The organism is Pararhizobium sp. A13 (assembly GCF_040126305.1).
Taxonomy (GTDB): domain Bacteria; phylum Pseudomonadota; class Alphaproteobacteria; order Rhizobiales; family Rhizobiaceae; genus Pararhizobium.
In genome coordinates this window covers 1,319,367-1,344,275 of the sequence record NZ_CP149510.1, presented here as the reverse complement: position 1 = coordinate 1,344,275, position 24,909 = coordinate 1,319,367, and the positions used below count along the sequence as shown (strand labels likewise).

The window sequence follows — 24,909 nt, the reverse complement described above, 5'->3', positions numbered from 1 at the left end:
ACTGTTCGCCGACCCCGGCAAACCTCTGCGGAATTGCCCCGGATTTAACGGTTCATTCACCAAAACCGAGCATGTTAGAGCATCCGCATCATCAGGAAACAGCCATGAATTTGCACAACACAGCCATCGGCGCCCGGCTGCTGACAACGAGCTTCGCAAGTCTGGCCCTGATCGCCTCCTTTCTGGCGAGCCCTGCCAGCGCCGCCGAGGGGATGCTGAACGTTTACATGAACCACGCGCGCGTGCTGAAGCTCGACCGGCCGGTCAGCAAGGTCATCGTCGGCAATTCGGAAGTGGCCGATGCGACCGTCGCGGATGCGAAGACCATCGTTCTTACCGGACGCTCTTTCGGCACGACCAACCTTGTTATCCTCGACGCAGACGGCAACGCCATCGTCGACGAGCGCATCCTGGTGTCGATCGACGAAGGAAATACCGTGCGCGTCTTCAAGCAGACGATCCGCTCCGTGCTATCCTGCACGCCCAATTGCGAAGAGCACGCCACGCATAAGTTGACCATCGCGAATTGACGAAACCGTGCCTCTGCGGGAATTCGCCAAACATCGACATGAAAAAGCTGTGCTCAGTTTGAGTGGAGCTGCGGTGCCCGCCAAATCCTTACCATTCGGTGAGTCTTTCCATTCAAATTTCAACATTGTCTGAATACGAAATATCAATAGTCGTTTCCTAATGTACGCCATCGCACAGCGCTTGACGGAACGACGAGATGTTGAACACCCTGGATGATCCCACAGCGGCCGACCGTTCGGGCGGTTCGGCCTCGAAACGAGGCCGCGGTCTGCTACGACGCTTCTTCAAGGAAAAATCCGGGACATCGTCGATCGAGTTCGCGCTGCTGGCTCTGCCCTTCCTGGTCGTCGTCTTCGCGTCACTCGAGACCTTCACGGCGTTCACGGCGGAACAGCTCCTTGCCAACGCAACCGAGACGATGGCCCGCAAGGTGCGCACCGGCGAAATCACCTTCGGCATCAACCCGGCAACGGACATGTCGCAGGAGCAGTTTCGCAAGGCCTTCTGCGACGAGATTTCGATCATCATGACCTGCTCGGAGACCGAGGCCAAAAATCCCTCGAGGCTGTTCCTCGATGTTCGCAGCTTCGCCGATTTCTCGCAGATTCCAGCGGCGGTCCCCCGTGTCGGCGGAGGCGACAGTTCGGATCTCGATACCAGCGGCTTCAAATTCGCACCCGGAGGCCCTACGACGATCAATATCGTGCGCGCCTATTACCGCTGGGAAGTGATTACCGATCTCGTGCGGCCCTATGTCACCAATTTGCGACCTGCAGGCAGCAGCATGCCCAATGACTACCTGATGGTATCGACTGCTGCCTTCCGCAACGAGGCCTACTGAGGAGCACGCCATGAAAGCCGCGATCCGTTATCACATGGCATTGCTCTCGTTGAAAGCAGAGGCTTTCCGGGAATTCTGGCGCGACCGCAAGGGAACAGGCGCGATCGAATTTGCGATCATCGCGCCGCTGCTGATCATGGCCTATATCGGCTCGTTCGAAATTTCGCTCGGCTTCAGCATCGCCCGCAAGGTTTCCCGCGCTTCCAGCACCGTCGCCGACGTGCTGACCCAGCAGACCAGCGTCGATATAAAAACGCTCGACGGCATGAAGGATGTCGCCAAAAGCGTGATGTCGCCCTTTGAGATGACCGACTACACGCTGAAGATGACCGGCATCAAGGTAACGGCTCCCGGCACCGGCATCGTGGCCTGGTCGCGGGACGAGGACGGCGGCACGCCGTACAAGGCCGGTTCGAGCGTAACGCTGCCGAGCGATATTTCATCGATCAATGCCTTCATCGTGCGCTCGGAGCTCGTGGTTCCGCACGAATTGCTGCTGTTTGCACCGGGCCTTGCTGCCAACGAGTTGAAGACGATCGATCTTTCCAAGACCTACTATTTCCGCCAGCGCGTCGGCGACGAAATCAAGTGCACCGACTGCACTTGAAACGGCGGCGGCATCTCCACCCTTGCCGTCATTTGCAATTCGACCGGTCGCGGAGTATTTCTCGCGTTTTCGTTACCGATGCATGGACCGCACCGGATGGCGACAACAACTGTCCTGCCGCGCGCTGCCTCACACCATCTGATGACGGCCTGCGGCGGCTTCGCGGGTGATCCATGGCGCGTGCCTTTCTGTTCGTTCTTGATTCCTTCGGTATCGGCGGTGCGCCCGACGCTGCCGATTTCGGCGACAATGGCGCCGATACACTCGGCCATATCGCCGAATTCTGCGCGGCCGGCGCAGGCGACAGAACTGGCCTGCGCGAAGGGCCGCTTTCGCTTCCCAACATGTCAGCGCTTGGCCTGCTGCATGCGGCAAAGCTTGCCAACGGCCGAGTGCCGGCAGGCATGAATCTGCCCGAAAGGGTCTTCGGGGTCTATGGCGCCGCCAGCGAAATCTCGCGCGGCAAGGACACACCGTCCGGCCACTGGGAAATTGCCGGCACGCCGGTGACCTTCGACTGGGGCTATTTTCCTGCCGAAGGCGATGCTTTTCCGCCCGAACTGGTGGAGGCCATCTACCGCGAAGGCGACGTGCCGGGCATCCTCGGCAATTGCCACGCCTCCGGTACCGACATCATCGCCCGTCACGGCGAGGAGCATATGCGCACCGGCAAGCCGATCTGCTACACCTCGTCCGATTCCGTTTTCCAGATCGCCGCCCACGAACAATCCTTCGGGCTCGAAAGACTGCTTGCATTTTGCCAGACGGTGCGCCGATTGCTCGACGACTACAATATCGGCCGTGTCATCGCCCGGCCTTTCGTCGGCACCAACCCGAAGGATTTCGTCCGCACCGGCAACCGCCGCGACTATTCGGTGCTGCCGCCGGAACCGACGCTGCTCGACCGGCTGAAGGGCGCCGGACGCACCGTTCACGCCGTCGGCAAGATCGCCGATATCTTCGCGCATCAGGGCATCGGCCGGCTGATCAAGGCCAACGGCAACATGGAACTGTTCGAAGCGACCCTGAAGGCCATGGATGAGGCCGAGGACGGCGATCTGGTCTTCACCAATTTCGTCGATTTCGACATGCTCTACGGCCATCGCCGCGACGTGCCGGGTTATGCCGCAGCACTCGAGGCCTTCGACCAGCGGCTGCCCGATCTCGACCGCCAGCTGAAACCCGGCGACATCGTCATCCTGACGGCCGACCATGGCTGCGATCCGACCTGGCGCGGCACCGACCACACGCGCGAGCGCGTACCGATCCTCGCCTTCGGCCCGGGTATCCGCACTCGCTCCATCGGCGTCCTGCCGGGTTTTGCCGGCATCGGCGAGACCGTCGCCAAACATCTGGGCCTCGAACCGGGCCTCCATGGGAGAAGTTTTCTGTGACTGCACATCTGAAGAAGGCCGAGCTGCATTGCCATATCGAGGGTGCGGCGCCGCCAGCACTCGCTCTCATCCAGGCCGAAAAATATAACGTCGATGTCAGCGGCATCATCGAGGACGGGGCCTATATCTGGGCGGATTTCAGCCACTTCCTGAAATGCTACGACGCCGTTGCCGAGCTCTTCCGAACCGAGGAAGACTACGCGCTGCTGGCCGAGGCATACCTGACGGAGCTTGCCGAGGCGGGCACCATCTACAGCGAGATCATCGTCTCGCCCGATCACGGCAATACGATCGGCATCGGCAGCGACGCCTATATCCGCGGGCTGGCGGCCGGCATCGAGGCGGCCAAGGCAAAGACCGGCATCGAAGGCCGGATGATCATCACCCTCATCCGCCACATGGGGCCGGAAGCGGCCGAACGCACGGCGCTTTATGCGGCAAAACGCGAACATGGGCTGGTAACGGGCCTCAATCTGGCCGGCGAGGAGCGCATGCACAAGGTCGCGGACTTCGCCCGTGCCTTCGACATCGCCCGCGATGCGGGCCTCGGCCTCACCATCCATGCCGGCGAAATGGCCGGGGCCTTCAGCGTCCGCGATGCGCTCGACCATGTCCGCCCGTCGCGCATCAGTCATGGCGTGCGCGCCATCGAGGATGCCGACCTTGTCAAGAGGATCGCCGACGAGGGCGTCGTGCTGGAAACCTGCCCGGGCTCCAACGTCTCGCTGCAGGTCTTTCCGGATTTCGCCTCGCATCCGCTGCGCGCCCTTCATGAGGCCGGATGCCGGGTAACGCTCAATTCCGACGATCCGCCGTTCTTCCACACCTCGCTGAAACAGGAATACGAGATCGCCTCGCAGGTGATGGGGTTTTCCGACGAAGAGATCAATGGCATGACCCGCACGGCGATCGAGGCGGCCTTCGTCGACGAGCCGACCAGACAGCGCCTGCTGGCTACATTGTAAGTCGTTCCGGCTGGGGATGACGCGGCAAAGCGACGGTCGCCCCTTGCGGGGGTTCGCACTTCTGTGAAAAAAGAACTTTAAATCCGGTTCCGAAGGAGGGCTTGGCCATGGACGGCGTTACAGTCATCAATCATCCGCTCGTTCAGCACAAGCTGACCATCATGCGCAAGAAGGAGACCTCGACCGCCGGTTTCCGCCGCCTTCTGCGCGAAATCTCCACGTTGCTGTGCTACGAGGTCACCCGCGATCTCGAGTTGACGATGGAAACCATCGAGACGCCGATGCAGGTTATCCAGGCGCCGGTCCTCGAAGGCAAGAAGCTGGTGTTCGCCTCGATCCTGCGCGCCGGCAACGGCCTTCTCGAAGGCATGCTGGAACTGGTGCCCTCCGCCCGCGTCTCGCATGTCGGCGTCTATCGCGACCACGAAACGCTGGAAGCGGTCGAATACTATTTCAAGGCGCCGGAAAGCCTGTCGGAGCGCCTCGTCATTGTCGTCGATCCGATGCTCGCGACCGGCAATTCCTCGATCGCCGCCATCGACAAGCTGAAGGAACGCGGCGCCACCAAGCTGCGCTTCCTCTGCCTGCTTGCTGCCCCGGAAGGCATCCGCAATTTTCAAGCCGCTCATCCGGACGTGCCGATCTACACCGCCGCCATCGACAGCCACCTCAACGAACACGGCTACATTGTGCCCGGCCTCGGCGATGCCGGCGATCGCATGTACGGGACGAAATAGATTTCGGGTTTCTTAACCAGATTTTCACATGAACAGTCAGCCGCCGGATTTTCCGGCGGCTTTTTGCATCCCGTTAGAGAGGTTCGTGCTTAGCTGAAACCTTCATTCGACCCCGTGGGATGCGACACGAATGCTGGTGCGTTTATCAATCTTTGCCGGAGGCGTCGTCATAGCTGCCATGCTGCTGCCGGGGCTTGCCACGTCCTATCTCGACCAACCGCAGACTGAAGATACCCAAGCCAAGCCGCAGCAGGTGAGCACAGCAAAATATGCCGGCGGCAAGGGCGTGCTGCTCGAGCCAAGTGCCGGCGGACACTTCTTCGGTACTTTCACGATCAATGGCCGCAAGCAAGATGGTCTCGTCGATACCGGCGCCAGTGTGATCGCCATCAATATCTCGACAGCCCGGCGGCTTGGCGTATCGACGGGGTCGCTATCTTTCAATGCGCCGGTCAGCACCGCGAACGGCACGGTCAAGGCGGCGCGCGTGACGCTCGATCGGGTAGAGATCGGTACCATTTCAGTCCGCGATGTCGAAGCGATGGTGCTTCCCGACAAGTCCCTGTCGGGCATGCTGGTCGGCATGAGCTTCCTCAACAAGCTTTCGTCCTATCGCGTCGAAAACGGCGCGCTGCACCTTACTCGCTGATTTTAGAGACGATGACGGGACGCGTTGCGGGCGCTTCCTCGCCGATCGCGTAATTCTCCAGAAGCCGCGCGCGCGACTTTTGCGCCTGATCCTCGCTGGCGGCATGAACGAAGGCGAAGGGTTCCCCCCTGCCGAGTTGCGTGCCGAGCGGTTTCAGGCCGCTGAATCCGACGCGGTGATCGATTGGCTCGTCCGGGCGGGTGCGCCCGCCGCCAAGCGCAATAACCTCCATGCCGACGTCGCGGGCGTTGCAGCTCTGAAGAAAACCGTCAAACGGGGCTTCGACGGGCAGGACGATCGGCGCCTTTGGCAGATAGGCTTGCGACCGCTCGGCAAAGTCGGCGGGGCCGCCGAGCAGATGCACCATTTGGGCAAACCGTTCCAGCGCCGCGCCACTGGCAAGAGCGCGGCGGGCGAGATCGATGCCTTCGGTGGGGCTCGCCGCGAAACCGGAGGTCAACAGCATTTCTGCGGCAAAGGACATGACCACCGCTTCAAGGCGTGTACCGGCTTTCTCGCCGCGCAGAAAGGCGAGGCAATTCTCGATTTCGACGGCGTTGCCGGCGGCGTCGGCCAGGGGTTCGTTCATGTCGGTGATCAGCGCCGTGGTCTTCACGCCGACACCATTTGCAACGCCGACCAGCGAGCGGGCCAGCGTCTCGGCCTCCTCCCGGCCCACCATGAAGGCGCCGTTGCCGATCTTGACGTCGAGGACCAGCGATTGCAGTCCGGCCGCGAGCTTTTTCGACAGGATCGAGGCGGTGATCAGTGGCACGGAATCGACCGTCGCCGTGACATCGCGAATGGCGTAAAGCCGCCGGTCGGCGGGGGCGAGATCGGCAGTCTGGCCGATGATGGCGCAACCGGCTTCCTTCACCGTCTGCCGGAACAACGCCTCCGACGGCTTGATATCGTAGCCGGGGATCGATTCCAGCTTATCGAGCGTGCCGCCGGTGTGGCCGAGGCCCCGGCCGGATATCATCGGCACGGCGAGGCCGCAGGCGGCCACTATCGGCGCCAGCATCAGCGAGACATTGTCGCCGACGCCGCCGGTCGAGTGTTTGTCGGCAATAGGCTTGTCGATATCCGCCCAGGACAGAACCTCGCCGCTGTCGCGCATGGCGAGTGTGAGAGCCACGGTCTCGTCGAGGCTCATGCCGGAAAACCAGACGGCCATGGCGAAGGCAGCCACCTGCCCTTCGGAGATCGACCCATCGGCAAGGCCGCGGATGAAGGCGTCGATCTCCGCCTTGCCCAGCACCTCGCCGTTTCGCTTTCGCCGGATGACCTCCTGCGGGATCATGATCAATAGGCCGTCGCGCCGGCGACCGGTTCGCGGCCTTCGAGCACGGAGTGAATATCGCCGAGCAGGCCCGAGGCGCCGAAGCGGAAGGTCGATGGCATCGGCCAATCCGGGCTGTGGATGGTCGCGGCGAGATTGAGATACATGCGGGCATCGCCGACCGTGCGCGCGCCTCCAGCCGGCTTGAAGCCCACCTTCCGGCCACTTTCGCGGATGCAGGTCAGCATGATGTCCGCTGCCTCCAGCGTCGCATTGACCGCAACTTTGCCGGTGGAAGTCTTGATAAAATCGGCGCCTTCCTGGATGGCGATGTGCGACGCGCTGCGGATCAGGTCGCGACCCTTCAATTCGCCGGTCTCGAGGATGGTCTTAAGCAGCACAGGTGCCGGGCAGGCCTCGCGCACGGCCGAAATCATCGTGCGGACGGCTTGCTCGTCACCGGCCATGAAGGCGCGATAGGGAATGACTAGGTCGATCTCGTCGGCACCATCGGCGATCGCCTGCCGCGTTTCGGCGACGACCGTTTCGACCGGCAGTTCACCGGAGGGGAAATTGACGACCGTCGCGATCTTGACGGCGCTTTTGGGACCAAGGATCGAACGGGCCTGGACGACGAAGCGCGGCCAGATGCAGATGGCGGCGGTATGGCCATGCTGCGTGCGCGCCGAGGCGCAGAGCTTCTCGATCGCGGCCGGCGTGCAATCATCCGTCAGGTCGGTGAGATCCAGCAACGACAGCGCAAGCGCGGCTATCTGGCGATTGGAGGCTTCGAGCATCATGGGGTCCGTCCATTTTTACGTCGCGATGGTTCATGACCGACGCGGCCGATCACGAACGGCTGTTCTATACGCTTGAGACCTTCACGCAAACCCAACCAGTCTGACGCCGCGGGTTCCGGATGCCGATCAGGCTTTTGCCGAAATCATTTCCGTCAGGATGGAGGCAAGACGCCGTCCGCCGATCGGCGCCATGTCCTTGGTCTCATGATGGCTGAGTTCGCCGCCCGTCATGCCCGCCCCGAAATTGGTGATGACAGAGGCCGCCGCGACCCTCAGGCCGAAGAACCGGGCAAGAATGACCTCCGGCACGGTCGACATGCCGACCGCATCGGCACCGAGAATGCGTGCCATGCGGATTTCCGCCGGCGTTTCGAAGTTCGGGCCGGAAAACCACATATAGACCCCGGAGCCGAGCGGGATATCGAGTTTGATCGCCGCGGCGCGCATGCGTTCCACCAGTTCCGCGTCATAGGCTGCCGTAAGCCCGACGAAACGATCATCGCTCTCGACGCCGATCAGCGGGCTGACGCCGGAAAAATTGATGTGGTCGGTAATCTGCATGACCGAACCCGGCGGCAGATCCTCGCGCAGTGAACCGGCTGAATTGGTAAGGATCAGCGTCTCGACGCCCAGCGCCTTCAGCGTTTCGATCGGCGTGCGCATGGCGTTGGCATCGCCGCGCTCGTAGAAATGCACTCGGCCCGACAGGACGATGACCGGGACGTCGTCGATCTTGCCGGCGACCAGTTCGCCTGCGTGACCGGACACAGCGCTGACAGGGAAACCCGGAATATCCGCGTAGGAAATGCGTACCGGATCGGCAACGGCCTCGACCAGCGAGCCGAGGCCGGAACCGAGCACGATGCCGTAACGAGGCGACAGGCCGGCGAGCCGGGTTTTCAGCATGTCAGCGGCGGCCGTCATCCAAGGATCTCGGTCTCGAAGGAATGCGGCAGCAGGTCGGACATGGACAGTGTCTTCTTCACGCCGGTCTCGTCGCAGAGGAAAATGCGGGTGCTGGCACCAGAGAACTCGGCAAGCCGCTGGCGACAGCCGCCGCAGGGCGGGCAGAGCGCCAGCTTCTCGGCAATAACGGCAACCTCGACGATCTTGCGCTGGCCGGCCATGACCATGTGGCTGATCGCTGTCGTCTCGGCGCACCAGCCCTCCGGGAAGGACAGATTCTCGATATTGGCGCCGGTATAGATCTTGCCGTCCTCGGCGCGAATGGCGGCACCGACCGGAAATTTCGAATACGGCGCGTGGGCCTTCGCCATGGCCCCGCGTGCGGCTTCGAAAAGCTCGTTTTCCATGATCAGCGTTCCTTCACATAGGGTATGCCGCCAGCCTTCGGCGGAATCGCCTTGCCGATGAAGCCGGCGAGCAGGATGACGGTGAGGATATAGGGCAGTGCCTGCATCAATTGCACCGGCACCTGGCCGATGAACGGCAGCGGATTGCCCTGGAGGCGGATCGCCAGCGCGTCGAGGAAGCCGAACAGCAGGCAGGCCATCATGATGTTGAACGGCCGCCATTTGGCGAAGATCAGAGCCGCAAGCGCGATATAGCCCTTGCCGGCCGTCATGCCCTTGACGAAACCGGCGCTCATGGCGAGCGACAGATAGGCACCTGCAAAGCCGCACAGGATGCCGCAGCAGATCACCGCCCGATAGCGCAGCCAGATCACCGAGATGCCGGCCGTATCGACCGCGCCCGGATTTTCACCGACGGCGCGAAGGCGCAGGCCGAAGCGCGTGCGGTAGAGAACCCACCAGCTGAACGGGACCAGAAGGAAGGCGACATAGGTCAGGACGAAATGGCCGGAGAGCAGGCTGGAATAGATCGGCCCGAAGATCGGCACGTCCTTGACCGCATCGGCAAAGGGGAAGGTAACCGTCTGGAAGCGTGCGTCGCCTCCGAGCGCCGGCGTGCGGCCGCCCTGACGGAACCAGGCTTCACCCAGAATGACGGTCGAACCCGCAACTATGAAGTTGATGGCGACGCCGGAAACGATCTGGCTGCCGCGCTGGGTGATCGAGGCATAGCCATGCAGCAGCGAGAGCAGCACGGAGATGAGGATAGCGGCCAGCAGACCGGCCATGACGGAGCCGGTGACGGCAGCGACAGCGCCCGCGGCAAAGGCGGCGCCGAGCATCTTGCCTTCGAGACCAATGTCGAACACCCCTGCCCGCTCGGTGAACAGCCCGGCAAGCGCCGCGAAGATCAAAGGCACGGAAACGCGGATAGTCGATTCAAGGATAGCGACGATCGTGTGGAAGAGCTCCATGCTCAGGCTCCCCTTGTCTGTGCGGCGACGGCAGACCGGCGGCCTATGTTTGCGAATGCGCGGCCGATCGCCGGGCGGAACATGTTTTCGAGTGCACCGGCAAAGAGAATGACGAGGCCCTGTATGATGACGATCATGTCGCGCGAGATGGACGGCATTTCGAAGGCGATCTCGGCGCCGCCCTGGTAGAGCATGCCGAACAGGATCGCCGCCGGAATGATGCCGGCCGGATGCGACCGGCCCATCAGCGCGACCGCGATCCCGACGAAACCCGCACCTTGGACGAAATCCAGCTGCATGCGGAACTGCTCGCCCATGATCGGGTTCAGCGCCATGAGACCGGCGAGACCACCGGAAATCATCATGACGATGACGGTGAGCCGCGCCTCGCCGATTCCTGCATAACGCGCGGCCGAGGGGCTGTGACCCATGGTGCGCATCTCATAGCCGAACTTCGTGCGCCAGATCAGCACCCAGACACCGAACGCCGCAAGCAGCGCCAAAAGGAACGAGACGTTGAAGGGCGCATTGCCGACATTGAGCCCGAAGATGGACAGCAGCCAGTCAAGTTTCGGCAATTGCCCGCCCGCCTCGAACGTACGGGTTTGGGTCGCCATCGATCCGAGCGGCTTCATCACCCGGGTCAGGAGATAGACCATGATGCTCGATGCGATGAAGTTGAACATGATCGTCGTGATGACGATGTGGCTGCCGCGCTTGGCCTGCAGCCAGCCGGGCAGAAAGGCCCAGAGAGCACCGAAAGCGGCCGAGCCGATGATCGCGACCGGAAAGACGACAAACCAGGGCATGGTCTTGTCAAGCCAGAGACAGGCGAGCGCCACGCCGATGCCGCCGATATAGGCCTGGCCTTCGCTGCCGATGTTGAACAGTCCGGCATGGAAGGCGACGGCGACGGACAGGCCGGTGAAGATGAAGGTGGTGGCGTAGTACAGCGTAAAGCCGATATATTCGCCGCGACCGAAAGCACCATTGATCATGTGATAGGCGGCCTTCAGCGGGTTCTCGCCGACCAGAAGGACGACGAGACCCGCCACCAGGAAGGCGACGACGAGGTTGACCAGCGGGATCAGGCCGTATTCGGCCCAGGCCGGCAGTTTTGCGTATGGATTGCTCATTCGGCGGCCTCCTTGCGGCCTTCGACACCGGCCATCAGCAGGCCCAGTTCCCCTTCGGTCGCATCCGGCCCCCGCTCACCGACGACACGGCCGGCGAACATCACGATGATGCGATCGGACAGGGCGCGAATTTCATCGAGTTCGACGGAAACGAGCAGGACTGCCTTGCCCTGATCCCGCATCTCGATGATCCGCTTGTGGATGAATTCGATCGCGCCGACATCGACGCCGCGCGTCGGCTGGCCGATGATCAGCACGTCAGGACCGCGCTCCATCTCGCGCGCCAGCACGATCTTCTGCTGGTTTCCGCCGGAGAAATTGGCGGTCTTCAGCCGCGGATTGGGCGGCCTGATGTCGTATTTCTTGATCTTCTCCTCGGCATCGGCCTGGATCGCCTTGGTGTCGAGGAAGACGCCGTTCAGGTAGCGCTTGTCGTGGTGGTAGCCGAGAATGCCGTTCTCGGCCTCCTCGAACTTCAGGACCAGACCGACATGATGCCGGTCTTCCGGCACATGAGCGAGGCCCCTGTTGCGCAAATCGCCGGGATCGGCGTGGCCGGTGACATCGACCGGCTCGCCGTTAAGCAGCACCCTGCCACTGACGGCTCTACGGATACCTGAAATCGCCTCCAGCAGTTCGGACTGCCCGTTGCCGGCAACGCCGGCAATGCCGACGATCTCTCCGGCGCGCAGGGTGAAGGCGACATTGTCGACCATGGTAACGCCACGGCTGTCACGGACCGTCAGGTTTTCGACCGAGAGCTTGACGGCACCCGGATTGGCCGCCCCCTTGTCGACGCGCAGCAGGACGCGGCGGCCGACCATGAGCTCGGCCAGTTCCTCGACCGAGGTTTCCTGGGTGTGGCGCGTCGCCACCATTTCGCCGCGACGCATCACGGAGACCTCATCGGTGATCGCCATGATCTCGCGCAGCTTGTGCGTGATGAAGATGATCGTCTTTCCCTGCTCCTTCAGTTGGCCGAGGATGCGGAACAGGTGATCTGCCTCCGGCGGCGTCAAGACGCCCGTCGGCTCGTCGAGAATGAGGATATCGGCCTTGCGATAGAGAGCCTTCAGAATTTCGACGCGCTGCTGCAGGCCGACCGGAAGCTCCTCGATCAGCGCATCCGGATCGACCTCCAGCGCGTATTCGCGCTCGAGCCGCTTCAATTCTACGCGCGCCTTTGAAATGCTGGTATTGAGGATCTGGCTGTCTTCCGCGCCGAGCATGACATTCTCGAGCACGGTGAAATTCTCGACCAGCATGAAATGCTGGTGAACCATGCCGATGCCGCTGGCGATCGCCGCGTTCGGGTCCTTGATCGTGACCTTTTTGCCATCGACGACGATATCGCCACTATCGGCCTGATAGAAGCCGTAGAGGATCGACATCAGGGTCGACTTGCCGGCTCCGTTTTCACCGATGATACCGTGAATGGTGCCCTTGCGGACGGTCAGATTGATGTTCTTGTTGGCATGGACAAGACCAAAGCTCTTGTCGATGCCACACAATTCGATGGCAATATCGTTCATATTGACCCACGTTCCCCAAGTCGGCCGGTTTTCTCCACTTTGACAGCGGCAGCCCGGGCATCGATTTTTTTACCAATTGGTATAAGTTTAGCATCGAATTCCGGACGCGGAAGCCCAAAAATCGCCGGTTTGCCTACTCTTCCCAGTTCAATCGGGAGAGTCCAGCGCGATTTACGCGCTTCCGAGCGAAACGCAATATAGCAGCGCCGGAGCCTGTATCCTTCATGTGGATATGATAGGGAAGCATTCACATTTGCGCGACGTCCCGAGGAAACCAATGAGCGAAGACCGCGAACGTATCACCCAGCTCGAGGAGACGGTCGCCTATCAGGCGAAGACGATCGAAGAACTGTCGGATCAGCTGGCAGAACAGTGGAAGATCGTCGAGCAGACCCGCACCAAGCTCGACCGCCTGACCGAGCGGTTCCTCAGCCTTGAGGAACAAAGCCTCGACGCGCCCGCGATTACGCGTCCGCCGCATTACTGAGCCGGCTAATAGTCTAACCTGAAAAAACCGCCGATCCAATCGGACCAGCGGCTTTTTCATTCAATCCCGAGAGATCAGTAGGTGCAGGATTCGGTCGACATGTAGTCGTGAACCTGGATGGTGCCGGCAATAATATCGGCCTTTGCCTTATCAACCGCCGCCTGCATTTCCGGGGTGATCAAAGCCTTGTTGTTGTCATCGAGCGCGTAACCGACGCCATCTTCCTTGAGGCCGAGATTGGAGATGCCGAAGGCGAACTTGTCCTCCTTGGCGGACGAGAAGGCGTCATAGACGGCCACATCGACACGCTTGAGCATCGAGGTCAGGACCTTGCCCGGCTGAAGGCCGTTCTGGTTCGAATCGACGCCGATGCCGAGCTTGCCGGCATCCGCTGCTGCCTGCAGCACGCCGACGCCGGTGCCACCGGCCGCATGATAGACGACGTCCGAACCCTGGTCGAATTGCGACTTGGCAATTTCGCCGCCCTTCACCGGGTCGTTCCAGGCGTCCGGCGTCGTGCCCGTGTAGGCTTCCAGCACCTTGACGTCAGGACCGACCGACTTGGCGCCGCCGATATAACCACAGGCGAACTTGTGGATCAGCGGAATATCCATGCCACCGATGAAGCTGACGGTCTTCGACTTCGAAGCCATGCCGGCCAGCACGCCGACGAGGTAGGAGCCTTCCTGTTCCTTGAAGACAACCGACTTCACGTTCGGCTTATCAACCACCATGTCGATGATGGCGAACTTGATGTCCGGATATTCCACAGCGACTTTTTCAAGGGCTGCAGCCCAGGAGAAGCCGGCCATCACGATCGGGTTGTTGCCGTCGCCGGCGAAGCGGCGAAGCGCCTGCTCACGCTGCGCATCGTTGGCGATTTCGAACTCGCGGTATTCGATGCCGGTTTCGGTCTTGAACTTTTCGGCGCCGTTGAAGGCCGCTTCGTTGAAGGATTTGTCGAACTTGCCGCCGAGATCGTAGATGATCGCCGGCTTGATGTCGGCGGCGAGCGCCGTGGCGGACATCATCGAGAAGGCGAAGAGACCGAGGAGGGTTTTTTTCATTGTGCAGCCCTGTTGTTGTATTGATCTTGTTGGGTCCTCCCGCAAGCTCCTCTTTCGGGAGCGTGTCTGCGGAACCACCACTCCCTTTTTAAGGGTATGTCTGGCTGGCGCGCATCCTTGCACGCCTCAAATCAAAATTCACCCGAAATTTTTCAATTGGTAAAAAAAGGTAAACCGCCCAAAAAACCGGCGAAATCATCGGCTTTGCGAGCGAATGCAGCCCAATATCGGAGCAGTGGGAAGCGCCAAAGGCCGCGGTGCTCTCGCCGCGGCCTTCACATCATGGGACTGAGCCTACCAGGACTTGCTGAGCTTCAGCGTCACGGTCCGCTGGTCGCCATAGCCGCAGGTGAAGAGGCCCTGGCAACCCTTGACGTATTCCTTGTCGAACAGGTTCGTCACGTTGAGCGCGGCACCCCAGCCGTTCTTTTCGTAGCGGATCGCCGCATCGGCAACGACGGCGTCCGGAACCTTGGCGGTATTGGCGTTGTCGGCGAAGGATTCGCCCTGATAGCGTAGCCCGCCGCCGACGCTGACGCCTTCCAGCGCACCCACCGTCACCAGATATTCCAGCCACAGCGAGGCCTGATGTTGCGGGATCAGATAGGGCCGGTTGCCGATCAGGTCGGCATTCAGGTCCTCGGTGATTTCCAGATCATTGTAGGTGTAGGAACCGAGCAGTTTCCAGTTCTGGTTCAGATTGACCTTGCCTTCGAGTTCAAGTCCGGTGGAGGTCACCTCCCCCAACTGTTCCTGCAGGAAGTCGGGCCGGGTCAGCGCGACGTTCTGCTTGACGATATGGTAGACCGAGGCGGTGAACAGGCCGTCGATGAAGGCCGGCTCATATTTGATGCCGCCTTCGAACTGATGCCCCTCTTCCGGCTTGAGCGGGCTGCCGTCGAAGGCCGTGCCGATCAGCGGATTGAAGAAAGTCGCGGCCGATACATAGGGCGTCAGGCCGTTGTCGAATTCATAGGCAAGTCCGGCCCGACCGCTGAGCGCATCGTCGGTCGCTTGGTAGCTGGTGCCGATCGCCGCATCGGACTCCGTGTCGACGTGATCATAGCGGCCGTTCAGGGTGACAAGCCAGCCATCACCGAAGCGGACCTGATCCTGTGCGTAGACGCCGACCTGCTTCAGGCGCATGACCTGATCGAGATAGGTGAAGTAGGCGGGGAGATCGCCCCCGTAGACCGGGTCCTCGGGGTCGAGGTTCGACGCCGGAAACGCCGAAGCCTGTGTCTGGTCGATCTTGAAATTCTTGTAGTCGAGGCCGAGCAGAAGCGAATGGCCGAGCGCTCCGGTGGCGAATTCCTTTTCGGCCCGGTTGTCGACCGCGAAGCTGTCGACGGACGTATCATGCTTGAAGCCCAAGCGCGCCAGCTCATAATCTGCCGTATAGGCGTAGGGATAGACAAGCTCTTCGGCCTTGTCGAGGTGGCCGTAGCGCAGGTTCTGCGTGACCTTCCAGCCATTGTCGAATTCGTGCGAAAACTCGTAGCCAATCATCTGCTGATCATAGCGGCCGAAATCGTGATCCGGTTCGCCGAAGAAGAAGTCGCGGCCGATCTTGCCGAACGGAGCACTTGTCACTGTGCCCTCATAGGGCAGGAAGCCGTTGCCGACATGGGTCTGGTCGAGCGCGGAAGCGATGGCGTAGACGGTAAGGCTCGTCGTATCGTCCGGCGCATAGGTCACCTGCGGCATCAGGAATCCGCGCAGATCCTCCGAATAGTCGCTGTAATTGTCGCCTCCGGCGACCTTGCCGGTGATGCGGTAGGTGAGCGTGCCGTCAGCGTTCAGCCTGTCGTTGGCATCGAAGCCGAAGAAGGCATTGCCGAAATTGTTGATGCCAATTTCGGTCGAATAGGCCGGCTCGTCCTGCGGCCGCTTGCGGATGAGATCGACGATGCCACCGGGGCTGGAGCCACCATAGAGTACCGAGGCCGGGCCTTTCAGAACCTCGACGCGCTCCAGCATGTAGGCATCCATCTGGAAGCCGCCGAAACCGTAGGAATAGAGGTTGAGACCGTCGAGAAAGACGCCGGCCTGGGTCGCGTCGAAACCGCGGATGTAGAACCAGTCGGTATCCGGATCGCTGCCGAAAGGCTCGGTCGAGACGCCGGCGGTGTAGCGCAACGCCTCGTCGATCTTGGTCACGACGCCGCGGTCTTCCAGTTCCTCGCGCCCGACCACGGAAACGGATTGCGGAATTTCGGAGATCGGCGTGGCGGTCTTGGAGCCGGTACCGGTCGCCTTTGCCACGTAGCCGTCGACGGGTCCGGTGGCTTGCCTGTCGCTTGCCTTGCCGCCCTCGACGGTCAAGCGTTCCAACGTCGTCGCGCTGCCCGTTGCCGCATCCTGCGCCCGGGCTGCCTGCGGGATGGCGATCGCTGCCACAGCCACGCTCGCCATCAATATGCGGTAGAGACCCGTCCCCTTGATCTGCATCTATTCGTCACCCCAGCCTGAAGCCGGGCGGCGCCGTCGGCGCGCAATCCGGCATTTCCATGAAAATAAGCTGAGTATCTAACTCAACTATACCAGGCCAGGATTGTCTCTGGCTGCGGAAATTGAACGATTCTGGTCTATATTCCGCATCGCACACAGGCGAAACGGGACCGTTCACAGTCGCTGGCTTTTCGCCCAGGTCGCAGGCGTCGCCCCGACCATCTTGCGGAAAACGCGGGTGAAATGCGCCTGGTCGGCAAAACCGGTTTCGGCGGCCACGACACTCATCGGCAGGCCGCCCGCGAGCATCAGTGTCTTGGCGCGCTCGATGCGGGCCTTCATCTGCCATTGATGCGGCGGCAGGCCGGTGGAGGCCTTGAAGGCATGGCTGAAGTAGGACTGCGACAGGCCGGTGAGCGCCGCCAACTCCTCTAGCCGGATGCCGCGCAGGCAGTTTTCCTCGATATAGTCGATCGAGCGGCGCAACTGCCAGGCCGCCAGTTCGCTGCGCTTGCGTGACCGCACGGGGCCGAGCCGCATGACATCGATGAACAGCGCCACCGACAGGCCGTCGCCATAGAGATCATGCAGCGGCTGCGGATTGGCGCATTCAGCAGCGATCAGTTCCGCCAGCGCCAGGAAACGCGGTTCGGAAAACATCAGGCGCGGCATGGTCAGCTTGCGTGGATCGAGGTCTTCCATCAGCCGGCGGCTAAGGGTTTCGGCGTTGAAATGCAGATCGAGGTGGCGGACATAGTTGACGTCCACCATCTCGGCCCAGAGTTCCATGCCGGCGGGAATATAGGAGATCACCTGCCGCCGGCTGTCTTCCGCAACCGCCTGCTGCATCTGGCGCAGCCGGATATTGCGCCGACCGCCACCCTTGGCATCAAGCACGATGAACAGCCGCGGATCATCGGCCACGTAGAAGCCGCCGGCGACCGGCGCACATTCGACATCCCAGAGATCGGCGACGATGCCGTTCCACACGCGCCGGTTCAGGCCGCTGACGGAGAACCCGGAAATCCTGTTGTTCATGCGCGGCTGAAAGGTCATGCTCGTCTCGGCGTGCAGCGTGGGACTGCGGATAAACTTGAAAATAATAGTCAAGTTTTGTTAGCCCAGGCGACGCATTTTTTCAATTGCTGAAATGCGGGCAAAGCCATGCTTTTCCGGACATTGTGACCTTTTCGCCATGCCCCATGCCGGTGATGCGGCGTGGCGCAGCCTCCATGCACGCAGCACCCGCAAAAATGCCCCGCCGTTTCGGGCGGGGCATCTCAAATCCGCTAGCTGCCGGTGTCGGAAGCCTCTCTCGCGAGATTTCGCCTCAAATGGCACAACTGACGCCGGTGCCGCGCAGGCCGCAGTATCCGTTCGGGTTTTTCGCCAGATATTGCTGATGATCCGCATCGGCGAAGTAGAAGGCCCCCGCTCTGGCGATTTCCGTCGTGATCCCGCTTTTGTGCCCGGCCTTTGCCAGGGCCGCCTGGAACGTGTCGCGCGCGGCGATCGCTTCAGCCAGCTGCGCGTCGTCCTCGACGTAGATGGCCGAGCGATACGTCGTGCCGATATCGTTGCCCTGGCGCATGCCCTGCGTCGGGTCGTGCTCCTCGAAGAACACCTTCAGCAGCGTGGCAAACGACACCTGGGCGGGATCATAGACGACCAGCACGACCTCGGTGTGGCCGGTCAGCCCTGTCGTGGTTTCCTGATAGGTCGGGTTTCTGGTGAAACCGCCGGAATAACCAGCCGCAGTCACATAAACGCCGGGAATCTGCCAAAGCATCCGCTCGGCGCCCCAGAAGCAACCCATGCCGAACAGAACCTGCTTGTCGCCTGCCGGATAGGGGCCTTTCAGCGCATGCCCATTGACGAAGTGGCGGGCAGAGGTGGGGATTTCAGCTTCCCGGCCCGGCAGAGCGTTTTGCGGGTCCGGCATCGTCGTCTTCTTGTTGAACATTTCGGTCAGGAACATGCCCGTCTCCTTCGGCTGTTTTTAATCGACGGAAACCTCATCGCCGATCGTTCGCGCCGGTCTCGGGGCCGGCACCGCATTCTTCAATCTGTTGGAGCCATCCGGCGGTCAGGCGGAAAAGCGGCCTGCGACCGGCGGTCGCTTGTAGCCCATCATCCAGAGCAGCAGCGCGATCAGCAGGAAAAAGGCGAAGGCCGGCTGCTGCAGCGACCAGCGGATCACCGGGTCCCAAAACGCACCATTGGCATGCGGCCTTTCCAAGGCCTCGACCAGCGATTGGGTCGACGAGCCGCTGGCTGCCAGCGCCGTTGAGAGCGGCGTCAAAACCGGCTGAGACGCCGAGACCGACTGGATGGCGTCCACCGACGCCACCAGAACGCCGGCAACGAGCGCCAGAAAACTTGCAAACCGCAGCAAAAACCGCATTCCGCCCTCCGCCCAACGGTCGGCAACCCTTGTCGATCCGACCGGATTTCACCCGCTCAGCAAAAAATAGGCAGAGGCCTCAGGAAGTGCAATGCCGCACTTTTGCGGTCGCACATCACAAGAAGTCAAAAAACTGTCAGAAACCAGTTGATCCGCCAGGCTTCCTCGGTATATATCGCGCCGGTCTGCAGGTTCGCACTTGCCGGACACCCGATTTGGCCTTGCCGAACGGGTTTCAGGAGAAAGCAAGCGCTTGTCTCTGATCCACCGGACCCAACCGCCGGTGCGATTGACAAAACGGACAGGTGGCCGAGTGGTTGAAGGCGCACGCCTGGAAAGTGTGTATACGTGAGAGCGTATCGCGGGTTCGAATCCCGCTCTGTCCGCCATTTTTCCCCAGACAACGATTTTCTAAAGCTACAGGCCTCGTAATATCAGCAACGTGTTGTCGACATACGGCATTCGTCTCGCCGATCCTGGATCGCATGCCCCGGTGAAGTTGCGTGCTGCACACTTGACGGGGGCTGTCGATTGTGTCCGGAGTCGAGCCCGTAAGCTGGGGCGGTTTGCGGCGTGTTGCTCGGGTGGAAGCGTGGTCATGGGAAAAATGTCGAACGGCGTCTCGGCGACGTCAGCAACGGCGAAACGCAGTCGGCGAATTGCTGTCGCATTGTCGCTCTCCATGGCGCTTTCGGGCTGCGGCGGTCATGTGAAGGGCGTCATGGAACCGCTCAACCTCGCCGAGGAACCAAGCGGCAACGCCGTCGTCGACATGCTGGTGGCGACCAGCCGGCGGCCGTCCGACAACCCAGCCACCCTGTTTTCCGGTGAGCGCAGCACGAATCCCTCCATCACCGACGTCGCCGTCTCCATTCCGTCGAGCAAGGAGCGCGTTGCCGGCACCGTGCAATGGCCGAAGAAGCTGCCGCCCAATCCCGAAACGGACTTCGCCGTGGTGCGCGTCCAGCCGGTTAAAACGGTCCAGGAAGGCCATGACTGGGTGCGCCGGCATTCGAAGGGCGGACATGCGATGGTGTTCATCCATGGCTTCAACAACACCTATGAGGATTCGGTCTTCCGCTTCGCTCAGATCGTCCACGATTCCGGCGCCGACGTGACCCCCATCCTGTTCACCTGGCCATCGCGCGCAAAAGTGTTCGACTATAACTACGACAAGGAAAGCACCAACTATTCGCGTACCTCGCTGGAAAGGGTGCTGAAGGCGCTGGTCGAGGACAAGAACGTCAAGGACATCACCATTCTCGCCCATTCGATGGGAACCTGGCTGGCGATGGAATCGATCCGCCAGATGGCAATCCGTGACGGGTCGCTGCCGAAAAAGATCGAAAACGTCATCCTCGCCTCACCGGATATCGATGTCGACGTGTTTGCCCGGCAATGGAGCGAGCTGGGCGACAAGCGGCCGAACTTCACCATCTTCGTCTCCCAGGACGACCGGGCGCTTGCGCTCTCCCGCTATATATCCGGCGACGTCCAGCGGCTGGGCCAAATCAATCCGGCGGAAGAACCCTACAAGACCAAGCTCGAAGCCGCGGGCATCACCGTCGTCGATCTGACCAAGGTGAAATCCACCGATCGGCTGAACCACGGCAAGTTCGCCGAAAGCCCGCAGATCGTGCAGCTGATCGGCCAGCGGCTGGTCACCGGTCAAACGCTGACGGATTCGGATGTCGGCCTTGGCGACGGCATCACGGCAGTGGTCGCGGGGACCGCCAGCAACATCGGCAAGATCACCGCCTCCACGGTCGCAACGCCGGTCGATCTTCTCTCCGGAAACCTCAAGCCCTCGCCGAAAAAGAGACCGGGCGATCTCGACACCACCCTCCAAGGTGAAAACGCGCCTCTGAATTAAATCGTCAAGACTGAGCGTCGATGCCCCCTAGAGGAACGCGAAACGTCCCATCGGAACCTTCCGCCACCAAACTCGTTTTCCTCCCGACAAAGGAGAACGTTATGCCGAAGGCCATGCCCGTTCCGCCGCTTGACGAGACGCAGCAACCGACGCCCGGCGTGCCGGACCGCGCGCAGGACAAGCTTGCGACACCGCCGGTCATCGACAAGGGCGATACAGATCCCAACGACCCCGTGCTCGACCCGGCGCTGCTGCCGATCGGCGATCCAGCCGGCATGGCCTGAGGAGGCGGCGATGTCGACCGATGACAGCAACGTGACGCCCGAGCAGAAAAAGCCGCAGGATGTGCACAGGCCGCCTGGCCAGCCCTCGCATGCCGACGAGCAATCCAAGGCTACACCACTTGTCCAGCCCGCCGGCGGCAAGGATGAGAGCGAAAGGCCGGTTGTAAACCCCGTTACCGGCGGCGCACTCTGAAAGGAGCCCTGTGATGATCGTTTCCGAAGCGCAAAGAAGGTCCGCTCACCGCGAATATCGGCAGCTGATGTTTCGCCAGTTTCTGATGTGGCTGCTTGGCGTATCGCTACCGGTCCTGCTGCTGATCGCGTTGTCTGCATACTGATAGGGCCTTCAATGGCCATTAGTGTTTTCTCACTTCCACTTGGTTCTCCACCAGATGCACGCCGATCACCGAGGCAGCGGTTTCCTCGACGCAGCCGATCTCGGCTTCGCAGGAGACATTGCCGCTGAGCACGACTGTCCGGCCGAGTGCCATCACCGATAGCCCCGACGTATCGATCAGCGCAACATACTGGATATAGCGCAGAACCTTGTCGGCGAGATCGTCGTCCGTCAGGTCCGGATGATCGTCCTGATGGGTATAAATCTGCTTGTGCATGGCGGTGATGTCCTTCAAAGGGACAACGCAAACCTTCCCCGAATGTTCCACTTTTTCCGAGACGCCCTCATTGAGAGGGCGGCGGCCGGAGGCAGGGAAGGCCCGACGGTTGCTCGTGGCTTGTTCGCAAGGCGCGGGCCGTCAGCCGTGCGACCGGACGTGGATGAAGGCCTCGACGGCGGCGGCGATGAAATCCTGCCGGGCGTAATCCGCCGGTCGCTCGCCTCCTGCCACCACGGGCCGATCACCTCGCAACCTGCTGTTGCCATCCTGTCATATGAGCCTTGCGTGAAATATGCGACCACACAACTCCGTGCGCCTCCTCGGGTTGCGGCATTGCGCCGAATGGGTCTATGGCGGAAGCTCAACTCGCCAAGAGGCAGCACTCCATGTCCGATGTCTTCCTGAATGTCGTGCCGATTTTCGTCCTGATCCTCTTGGGATGGCTGATCGTGCGGACGAACTATCTGAAGGCGACGGTCGGGGACGCACTCGGCGATTTCGTCTTCCGGGTCGCCGTGCCCGTGCTCCTGTTCCGCACCATTGCCGAGGCCGACTTCAAGGAAGGGTCGCCCTGGCCGCTCTGGGTTGCCTATTTCTCCGGCGTCGCGGTCGTATGGACGCTTGGACATCTCGCGGCCACTTTGTTTTTCAAGAAGGACGCGCGGGTCGGCGTGCTCGCCGGCGTCTCCTCCGCCTTCGCCAATACGGTCTTCATCGGCCTGCCGCTCGTCTCCCGCAACGTCGGCGAGGACGGGGTTGTGGCGCTGTCCATCCTGCTGTCGGTGCATCTGCCCGTCATGATGATCGCCGGCACGATCCTGATGGAGCGAGCCGAGCGCAAGACGAGCGGCAAGCCCGGCCAGAGCCCGCTGCGGCTGTTGAAGGGCATCCTGCGCAATCTGGTGCGCAATCCGCTGGTCATCGGCCTTGTCTGCGGAGCACTCGTCCATCTCATCGACATGCCGCTTGGCGGACCGGTCAAGGTCGTCGTCGATCAGCTCGCCTCGGTCGCCGCCCCCGCGGCGCTCGTCTCGATCGGCATGGCGCTCGACAAATACGGCCTCGTTGGCAATACCGGCCTCGCCTCGATCACCAGTGTCCTGAAACTCGTTGTGCTGCCGGCAACCGTCTATGGTGCCTGCCATTTGCTCGGCCTCAACAGCAACTGGACGGCCGCCCTGGTGCTGACCTCATCCGTGCCGACCGGCGTCAATGCCTGGCTGATCGCCAATCATTTCAACGTCGGCCACGGGCTCGCCTCCTCGACGATCACCATCACCACAGCGCTCGGCGTCATCTCGGTTTCGGCCTGGGCCTTTATCCTGCTCTGAGGCAACCCGAAGCCGCACGAAAAAGCCCGGCACATGGCCGGGCTATGGCTCTCGCGATGGAAGCGGGCTTATTGAGCCGGCGCGGCTTCCGTCGCAGGCTTCGTTGCCTCGCCTTCGGCAGCCGGCTTTACAGCTTCGCCTTCGGCGGCAGGCGTCGCCGCAGCGGACGCGTCGGGCAGTGCAACCGGCGAATCAGCCTGTTCGCGCAGCCAGGCAAGCAGGTTGGCGCGCTCTTCCGGCTTCTTGACGCCGGCAAAACCCATCGCCGTGCCGGGAACGTGCTTCTTCGGCGCTTCGACGAAGAAGCTCAGATGGTCGTAGGTCCAGGTCTTGTTGGCTTCGGCGAAGGTCTTCATGCCGGCCGAATAGCTGAAGCCCTCATGCGAGGCGATCGGACGCTCGACCACGCCCCAGAGATTCGGGCCGACCTTGTTCGGGCCGCCCTTTTCCGAGGTGTGACAGCTCGCGCATTTTTTGAAGACGGTCGCGCCGGCAGCCGGATCGGCCGATGCAAGCAGCGGCTTGATATCGACTTCGGCTTCTGCCGCGCCACCGGCACCGGCTTCCGATGCGCCTTCCTCAGCGATGATGGCGAAACCTTCCTTCTCGGGAGCTTCCGAATGGAAAATGCCTTCCGATGCGATCGATACGGACATCAAAACAAAGACCGTACCAAGAAAGGCACCCACGCCCATGTTCACATATGAGTTCATCTGTAAACGCTCCCCTTGCAACCGGCGCAAACAAAACGCCGGCCTATCTTGAAATCGCGCGGAACCTATGTCTTTTGGCTTTGCGTTGCAACAGACATTATAAGCCCCGGACTGAGACCTTTTGACACTTTTCCGGCGCGTTTTGAAGGCCTAAGCATGAATAGCGACAATTTGGACAAAACCCTCATTCTCATTCCTGCCCGCATGGCCTCGACGCGCCTTCCAGGCAAGCCGCTCGCCGACATTTGCGGCCTCCCGATGATCGTACAGGTCGCCTTGCGGGCAAAGGACTCACAGGCCGGACGGATCGTCGTCGCCGTCGATCATCAGGACGTATTCGATGCAATAACCGCTGCCGGTTTCGAGGCGGTGATGACCCGGGTGGACCACCAGTCCGGTTCCGACCGCATTTATGAAGCCCTTCTGAAGAGCGATCCGGAAGGCAAGGCGGAGACCATCATCAACGTTCAGGGCGATCTGCCGACGATCGAGCCGGAGACCATCCGCGCCGCCCTGCGGCCGCTGGAAAACCCGGAGGTCGATATTGCCACGCTGACGGTGGAGATCGAGGATGAGGAAGAAAAGCTCAATCCGAACGTCGTCAAGGTCGTCGGGTCGCCTCTGTCAGGTACGCGTCTGAAGGCGCTTTATTTCACCCGCGCCACCGCGCCGCACGGCAAAGGCCCCCTCTACCATCATATCGGCCTCTACGCCTATCGGCGCGCTGCGCTGGAAAAGTTCGTGTCACTGCCGCCCTCGACGTTGGAAAAACGCGAATCGCTGGAACAGTTGCGAGCACTCGAAGCCGGCATGCGCATCGATGTCGAAATCGTCAAATCCATTCCGCTTGGCGTCGATACGCCGGCCGATCTTGAAAAAGCCCGGCGCCTTCTTTCCGCAAAAGCCTGATCGGAACCCGCG

At 61.3% G+C, this 24,909-nt stretch carries 28 protein-coding genes and 1 tRNA gene; 15 read left to right on the top strand and 14 right to left on the bottom strand.

Translation table 11 applies throughout. The annotated features are described in order from the left end of the window. Positions 1-104 precede the first annotated feature (104 nt). The 7 genes from WI754_RS06470 (at position 105) to WI754_RS06440 (ending at position 5,724) form a co-directional block, all read left to right on the top strand. Positions 105-530, top strand: a complete 426-nt coding sequence (locus tag WI754_RS06470) for a pilus assembly protein N-terminal domain-containing protein (RefSeq protein WP_349436861.1) — start codon at positions 105-107, stop codon at positions 528-530. Positions 531-727: 197 nt separating this feature from the next. After that, positions 728-1,372, top strand: coding sequence for a TadE/TadG family type IV pilus assembly protein (locus tag WI754_RS06465; protein WP_349436860.1), 645 nt, complete (start codon positions 728-730; stop codon positions 1,370-1,372). A 34-nt stretch (positions 1,373-1,406) separates the two neighbouring features. Next, the gene (locus tag WI754_RS06460) at positions 1,407-1,979 is read left to right on the top strand and encodes a TadE/TadG family type IV pilus assembly protein (protein WP_349437744.1); all 573 of its coding nucleotides are present in this window, start codon (positions 1,407-1,409) and stop codon (positions 1,977-1,979) included. Positions 1,980-2,152: 173 nt separating this feature from the next. Continuing rightward, on the top strand, positions 2,153-3,373 hold the full coding sequence (locus WI754_RS06455; protein ID WP_349436858.1) for a phosphopentomutase: 1,221 nt from the start codon (positions 2,153-2,155) through the stop codon (positions 3,371-3,373). Beyond that, positions 3,370-4,338, top strand: a complete 969-nt coding sequence (locus WI754_RS06450; RefSeq protein WP_349436857.1) for an adenosine deaminase — start codon at positions 3,370-3,372, stop codon at positions 4,336-4,338. Before WI754_RS06455 ends, WI754_RS06450 begins: the two co-directional genes overlap by 4 nt. A gap of 107 nt (positions 4,339-4,445) precedes the next feature. Then, positions 4,446-5,075: a uracil phosphoribosyltransferase gene (gene upp / locus WI754_RS06445; RefSeq protein WP_349436856.1), complete on the top strand. Its 630-nt coding sequence runs from the start codon at positions 4,446-4,448 to the stop codon at positions 5,073-5,075. Between the two features lie 130 nt (positions 5,076-5,205). Continuing rightward, positions 5,206-5,724: a TIGR02281 family clan AA aspartic protease gene (locus tag WI754_RS06440; RefSeq protein ID WP_349436855.1), complete on the top strand. Its 519-nt coding sequence runs from the start codon at positions 5,206-5,208 to the stop codon at positions 5,722-5,724. Here the strand turns inward: WI754_RS06440 and deoA are convergent. From deoA to WI754_RS06405, 7 genes are all read right to left on the bottom strand, one after another. Beyond that, positions 5,714-7,033: a thymidine phosphorylase gene (gene deoA / locus WI754_RS06435; protein WP_349436854.1), complete on the bottom strand. Its 1,320-nt coding sequence runs from the start codon at positions 7,031-7,033 to the stop codon at positions 5,714-5,716. The two genes, WI754_RS06440 and deoA, sit on opposite strands and share 11 nt — an antisense overlap. Beyond that, positions 7,030-7,803, bottom strand: coding sequence for a deoxyribose-phosphate aldolase (gene deoC, locus WI754_RS06430; RefSeq protein WP_349437743.1), 774 nt, complete (start codon positions 7,801-7,803; stop codon positions 7,030-7,032). Before deoC ends, deoA begins: the two co-directional genes overlap by 4 nt. Before the next feature lie 129 nt (positions 7,804-7,932). After that, the gene (locus tag WI754_RS06425) at positions 7,933-8,730 is read right to left on the bottom strand and encodes a purine-nucleoside phosphorylase (protein ID WP_349436852.1); all 798 of its coding nucleotides are present in this window, start codon (positions 8,728-8,730) and stop codon (positions 7,933-7,935) included. Further along, the gene (locus tag WI754_RS06420; RefSeq protein ID WP_349436851.1) at positions 8,727-9,119 is read right to left on the bottom strand and encodes a cytidine deaminase; all 393 of its coding nucleotides are present in this window, start codon (positions 9,117-9,119) and stop codon (positions 8,727-8,729) included. The genes WI754_RS06425 and WI754_RS06420 overlap by 4 nt, the downstream gene beginning before the upstream one ends. 2 nt (positions 9,120-9,121) lie before the next feature. Next, positions 9,122-10,093, bottom strand: a complete 972-nt coding sequence (locus tag WI754_RS06415; protein ID WP_349436850.1) for an ABC transporter permease — start codon at positions 10,091-10,093, stop codon at positions 9,122-9,124. Between the two features lie 2 nt (positions 10,094-10,095). Continuing rightward, positions 10,096-11,229, bottom strand: a complete 1,134-nt coding sequence (locus WI754_RS06410) for an ABC transporter permease (protein ID WP_349436849.1) — start codon at positions 11,227-11,229, stop codon at positions 10,096-10,098. Then, positions 11,226-12,761 (bottom strand): ABC transporter ATP-binding protein, encoded by a 1,536-nt coding sequence (locus tag WI754_RS06405; protein WP_349436848.1) that lies wholly within the window; start codon positions 12,759-12,761, stop codon positions 11,226-11,228. Before WI754_RS06405 ends, WI754_RS06410 begins: the two co-directional genes overlap by 4 nt. Positions 12,762-13,038: 277 nt before the next feature. Between WI754_RS06405 and WI754_RS06400 the strand changes: the two genes are divergently transcribed. Next, positions 13,039-13,248 (top strand): SlyX family protein, encoded by a 210-nt coding sequence (locus WI754_RS06400; RefSeq protein WP_349436846.1) that lies wholly within the window; start codon positions 13,039-13,041, stop codon positions 13,246-13,248. 74 nt (positions 13,249-13,322) lie between these two features. Here WI754_RS06400 and WI754_RS06395 read toward each other — a convergent pair whose 3' ends face one another. From WI754_RS06395 to WI754_RS06375, 5 genes are all read right to left on the bottom strand, one after another. Then, entirely contained in the window at positions 13,323-14,315 is a 993-nt protein-coding gene (locus tag WI754_RS06395; RefSeq protein ID WP_349436845.1) for a BMP family ABC transporter substrate-binding protein, read from the bottom strand. A 294-nt stretch (positions 14,316-14,609) separates the two neighbouring features. Next, entirely contained in the window at positions 14,610-16,766 is a 2,157-nt protein-coding gene (locus WI754_RS06390) for a TonB-dependent siderophore receptor (RefSeq protein WP_349436844.1), read from the bottom strand. A gap of 174 nt (positions 16,767-16,940) precedes the next feature. Beyond that, positions 16,941-17,822: an AraC family transcriptional regulator gene (locus tag WI754_RS06385; protein WP_349436842.1), complete on the bottom strand. Its 882-nt coding sequence runs from the start codon at positions 17,820-17,822 to the stop codon at positions 16,941-16,943. Between the two features lie 274 nt (positions 17,823-18,096). Further along, the gene (gene msrA, locus WI754_RS06380; protein ID WP_349436841.1) at positions 18,097-18,744 is read right to left on the bottom strand and encodes a peptide-methionine (S)-S-oxide reductase MsrA; all 648 of its coding nucleotides are present in this window, start codon (positions 18,742-18,744) and stop codon (positions 18,097-18,099) included. Between the two features lie 108 nt (positions 18,745-18,852). After that, positions 18,853-19,170 (bottom strand): hypothetical protein, encoded by a 318-nt coding sequence (locus WI754_RS06375; RefSeq protein WP_349436840.1) that lies wholly within the window; start codon positions 19,168-19,170, stop codon positions 18,853-18,855. A gap of 299 nt (positions 19,171-19,469) precedes the next feature. On the opposite strand from WI754_RS06375, the gene WI754_RS06370 reads away from it, so the two are divergent. The 5 genes from WI754_RS06370 to WI754_RS06350 all read left to right on the top strand — a co-directional run bounded on the left by WI754_RS06370 (position 19,470) and on the right by WI754_RS06350 (position 21,665). After that, positions 19,470-19,559: transfer RNA gene (locus tag WI754_RS06370), tRNA-Ser, on the top strand. A gap of 218 nt (positions 19,560-19,777) precedes the next feature. Further along, the gene (locus WI754_RS06365) at positions 19,778-21,043 is read left to right on the top strand and encodes an alpha/beta hydrolase (RefSeq protein WP_349437742.1); all 1,266 of its coding nucleotides are present in this window, start codon (positions 19,778-19,780) and stop codon (positions 21,041-21,043) included. Between the two features lie 101 nt (positions 21,044-21,144). Then, a complete protein-coding gene (locus tag WI754_RS06360; RefSeq protein ID WP_349436839.1) occupies positions 21,145-21,327 on the top strand; it encodes a hypothetical protein in 183 nt (60 codons plus the stop codon). A gap of 10 nt (positions 21,328-21,337) precedes the next feature. Then, positions 21,338-21,520, top strand: coding sequence for a hypothetical protein (locus WI754_RS06355; protein WP_349436838.1), 183 nt, complete (start codon positions 21,338-21,340; stop codon positions 21,518-21,520). Between the two features lie 13 nt (positions 21,521-21,533). After that, entirely contained in the window at positions 21,534-21,665 is a 132-nt protein-coding gene (locus tag WI754_RS06350; protein WP_349436837.1) for a hypothetical protein, read from the top strand. 18 nt (positions 21,666-21,683) lie between these two features. Here the strand turns inward: WI754_RS06350 and WI754_RS06345 are convergent, their stop codons facing one another. Next, on the bottom strand, positions 21,684-21,941 hold the full coding sequence (locus tag WI754_RS06345; protein WP_349436836.1) for a BON domain-containing protein: 258 nt from the start codon (positions 21,939-21,941) through the stop codon (positions 21,684-21,686). 389 nt (positions 21,942-22,330) lie between these two features. On the opposite strand from WI754_RS06345, the gene WI754_RS06340 reads away from it, so the two are divergent. After that, complete coding sequence (locus WI754_RS06340) at positions 22,331-23,275, top strand: AEC family transporter (RefSeq protein WP_349436835.1); 945 nt, start codon at positions 22,331-22,333, stop codon at positions 23,273-23,275. Between the two features lie 68 nt (positions 23,276-23,343). Here WI754_RS06340 and WI754_RS06335 read toward each other — a convergent pair whose 3' ends face one another. After that, positions 23,344-23,988, bottom strand: a complete 645-nt coding sequence (locus tag WI754_RS06335) for a cytochrome c family protein (RefSeq protein WP_349436834.1) — start codon at positions 23,986-23,988, stop codon at positions 23,344-23,346. A 156-nt stretch (positions 23,989-24,144) separates the two neighbouring features. Between WI754_RS06335 and WI754_RS06330 the strand changes: the two genes are divergently transcribed. Beyond that, positions 24,145-24,897, top strand: coding sequence for a 3-deoxy-manno-octulosonate cytidylyltransferase (locus tag WI754_RS06330; RefSeq protein WP_349436833.1), 753 nt, complete (start codon positions 24,145-24,147; stop codon positions 24,895-24,897). Positions 24,898-24,909 lie beyond the last annotated feature (12 nt).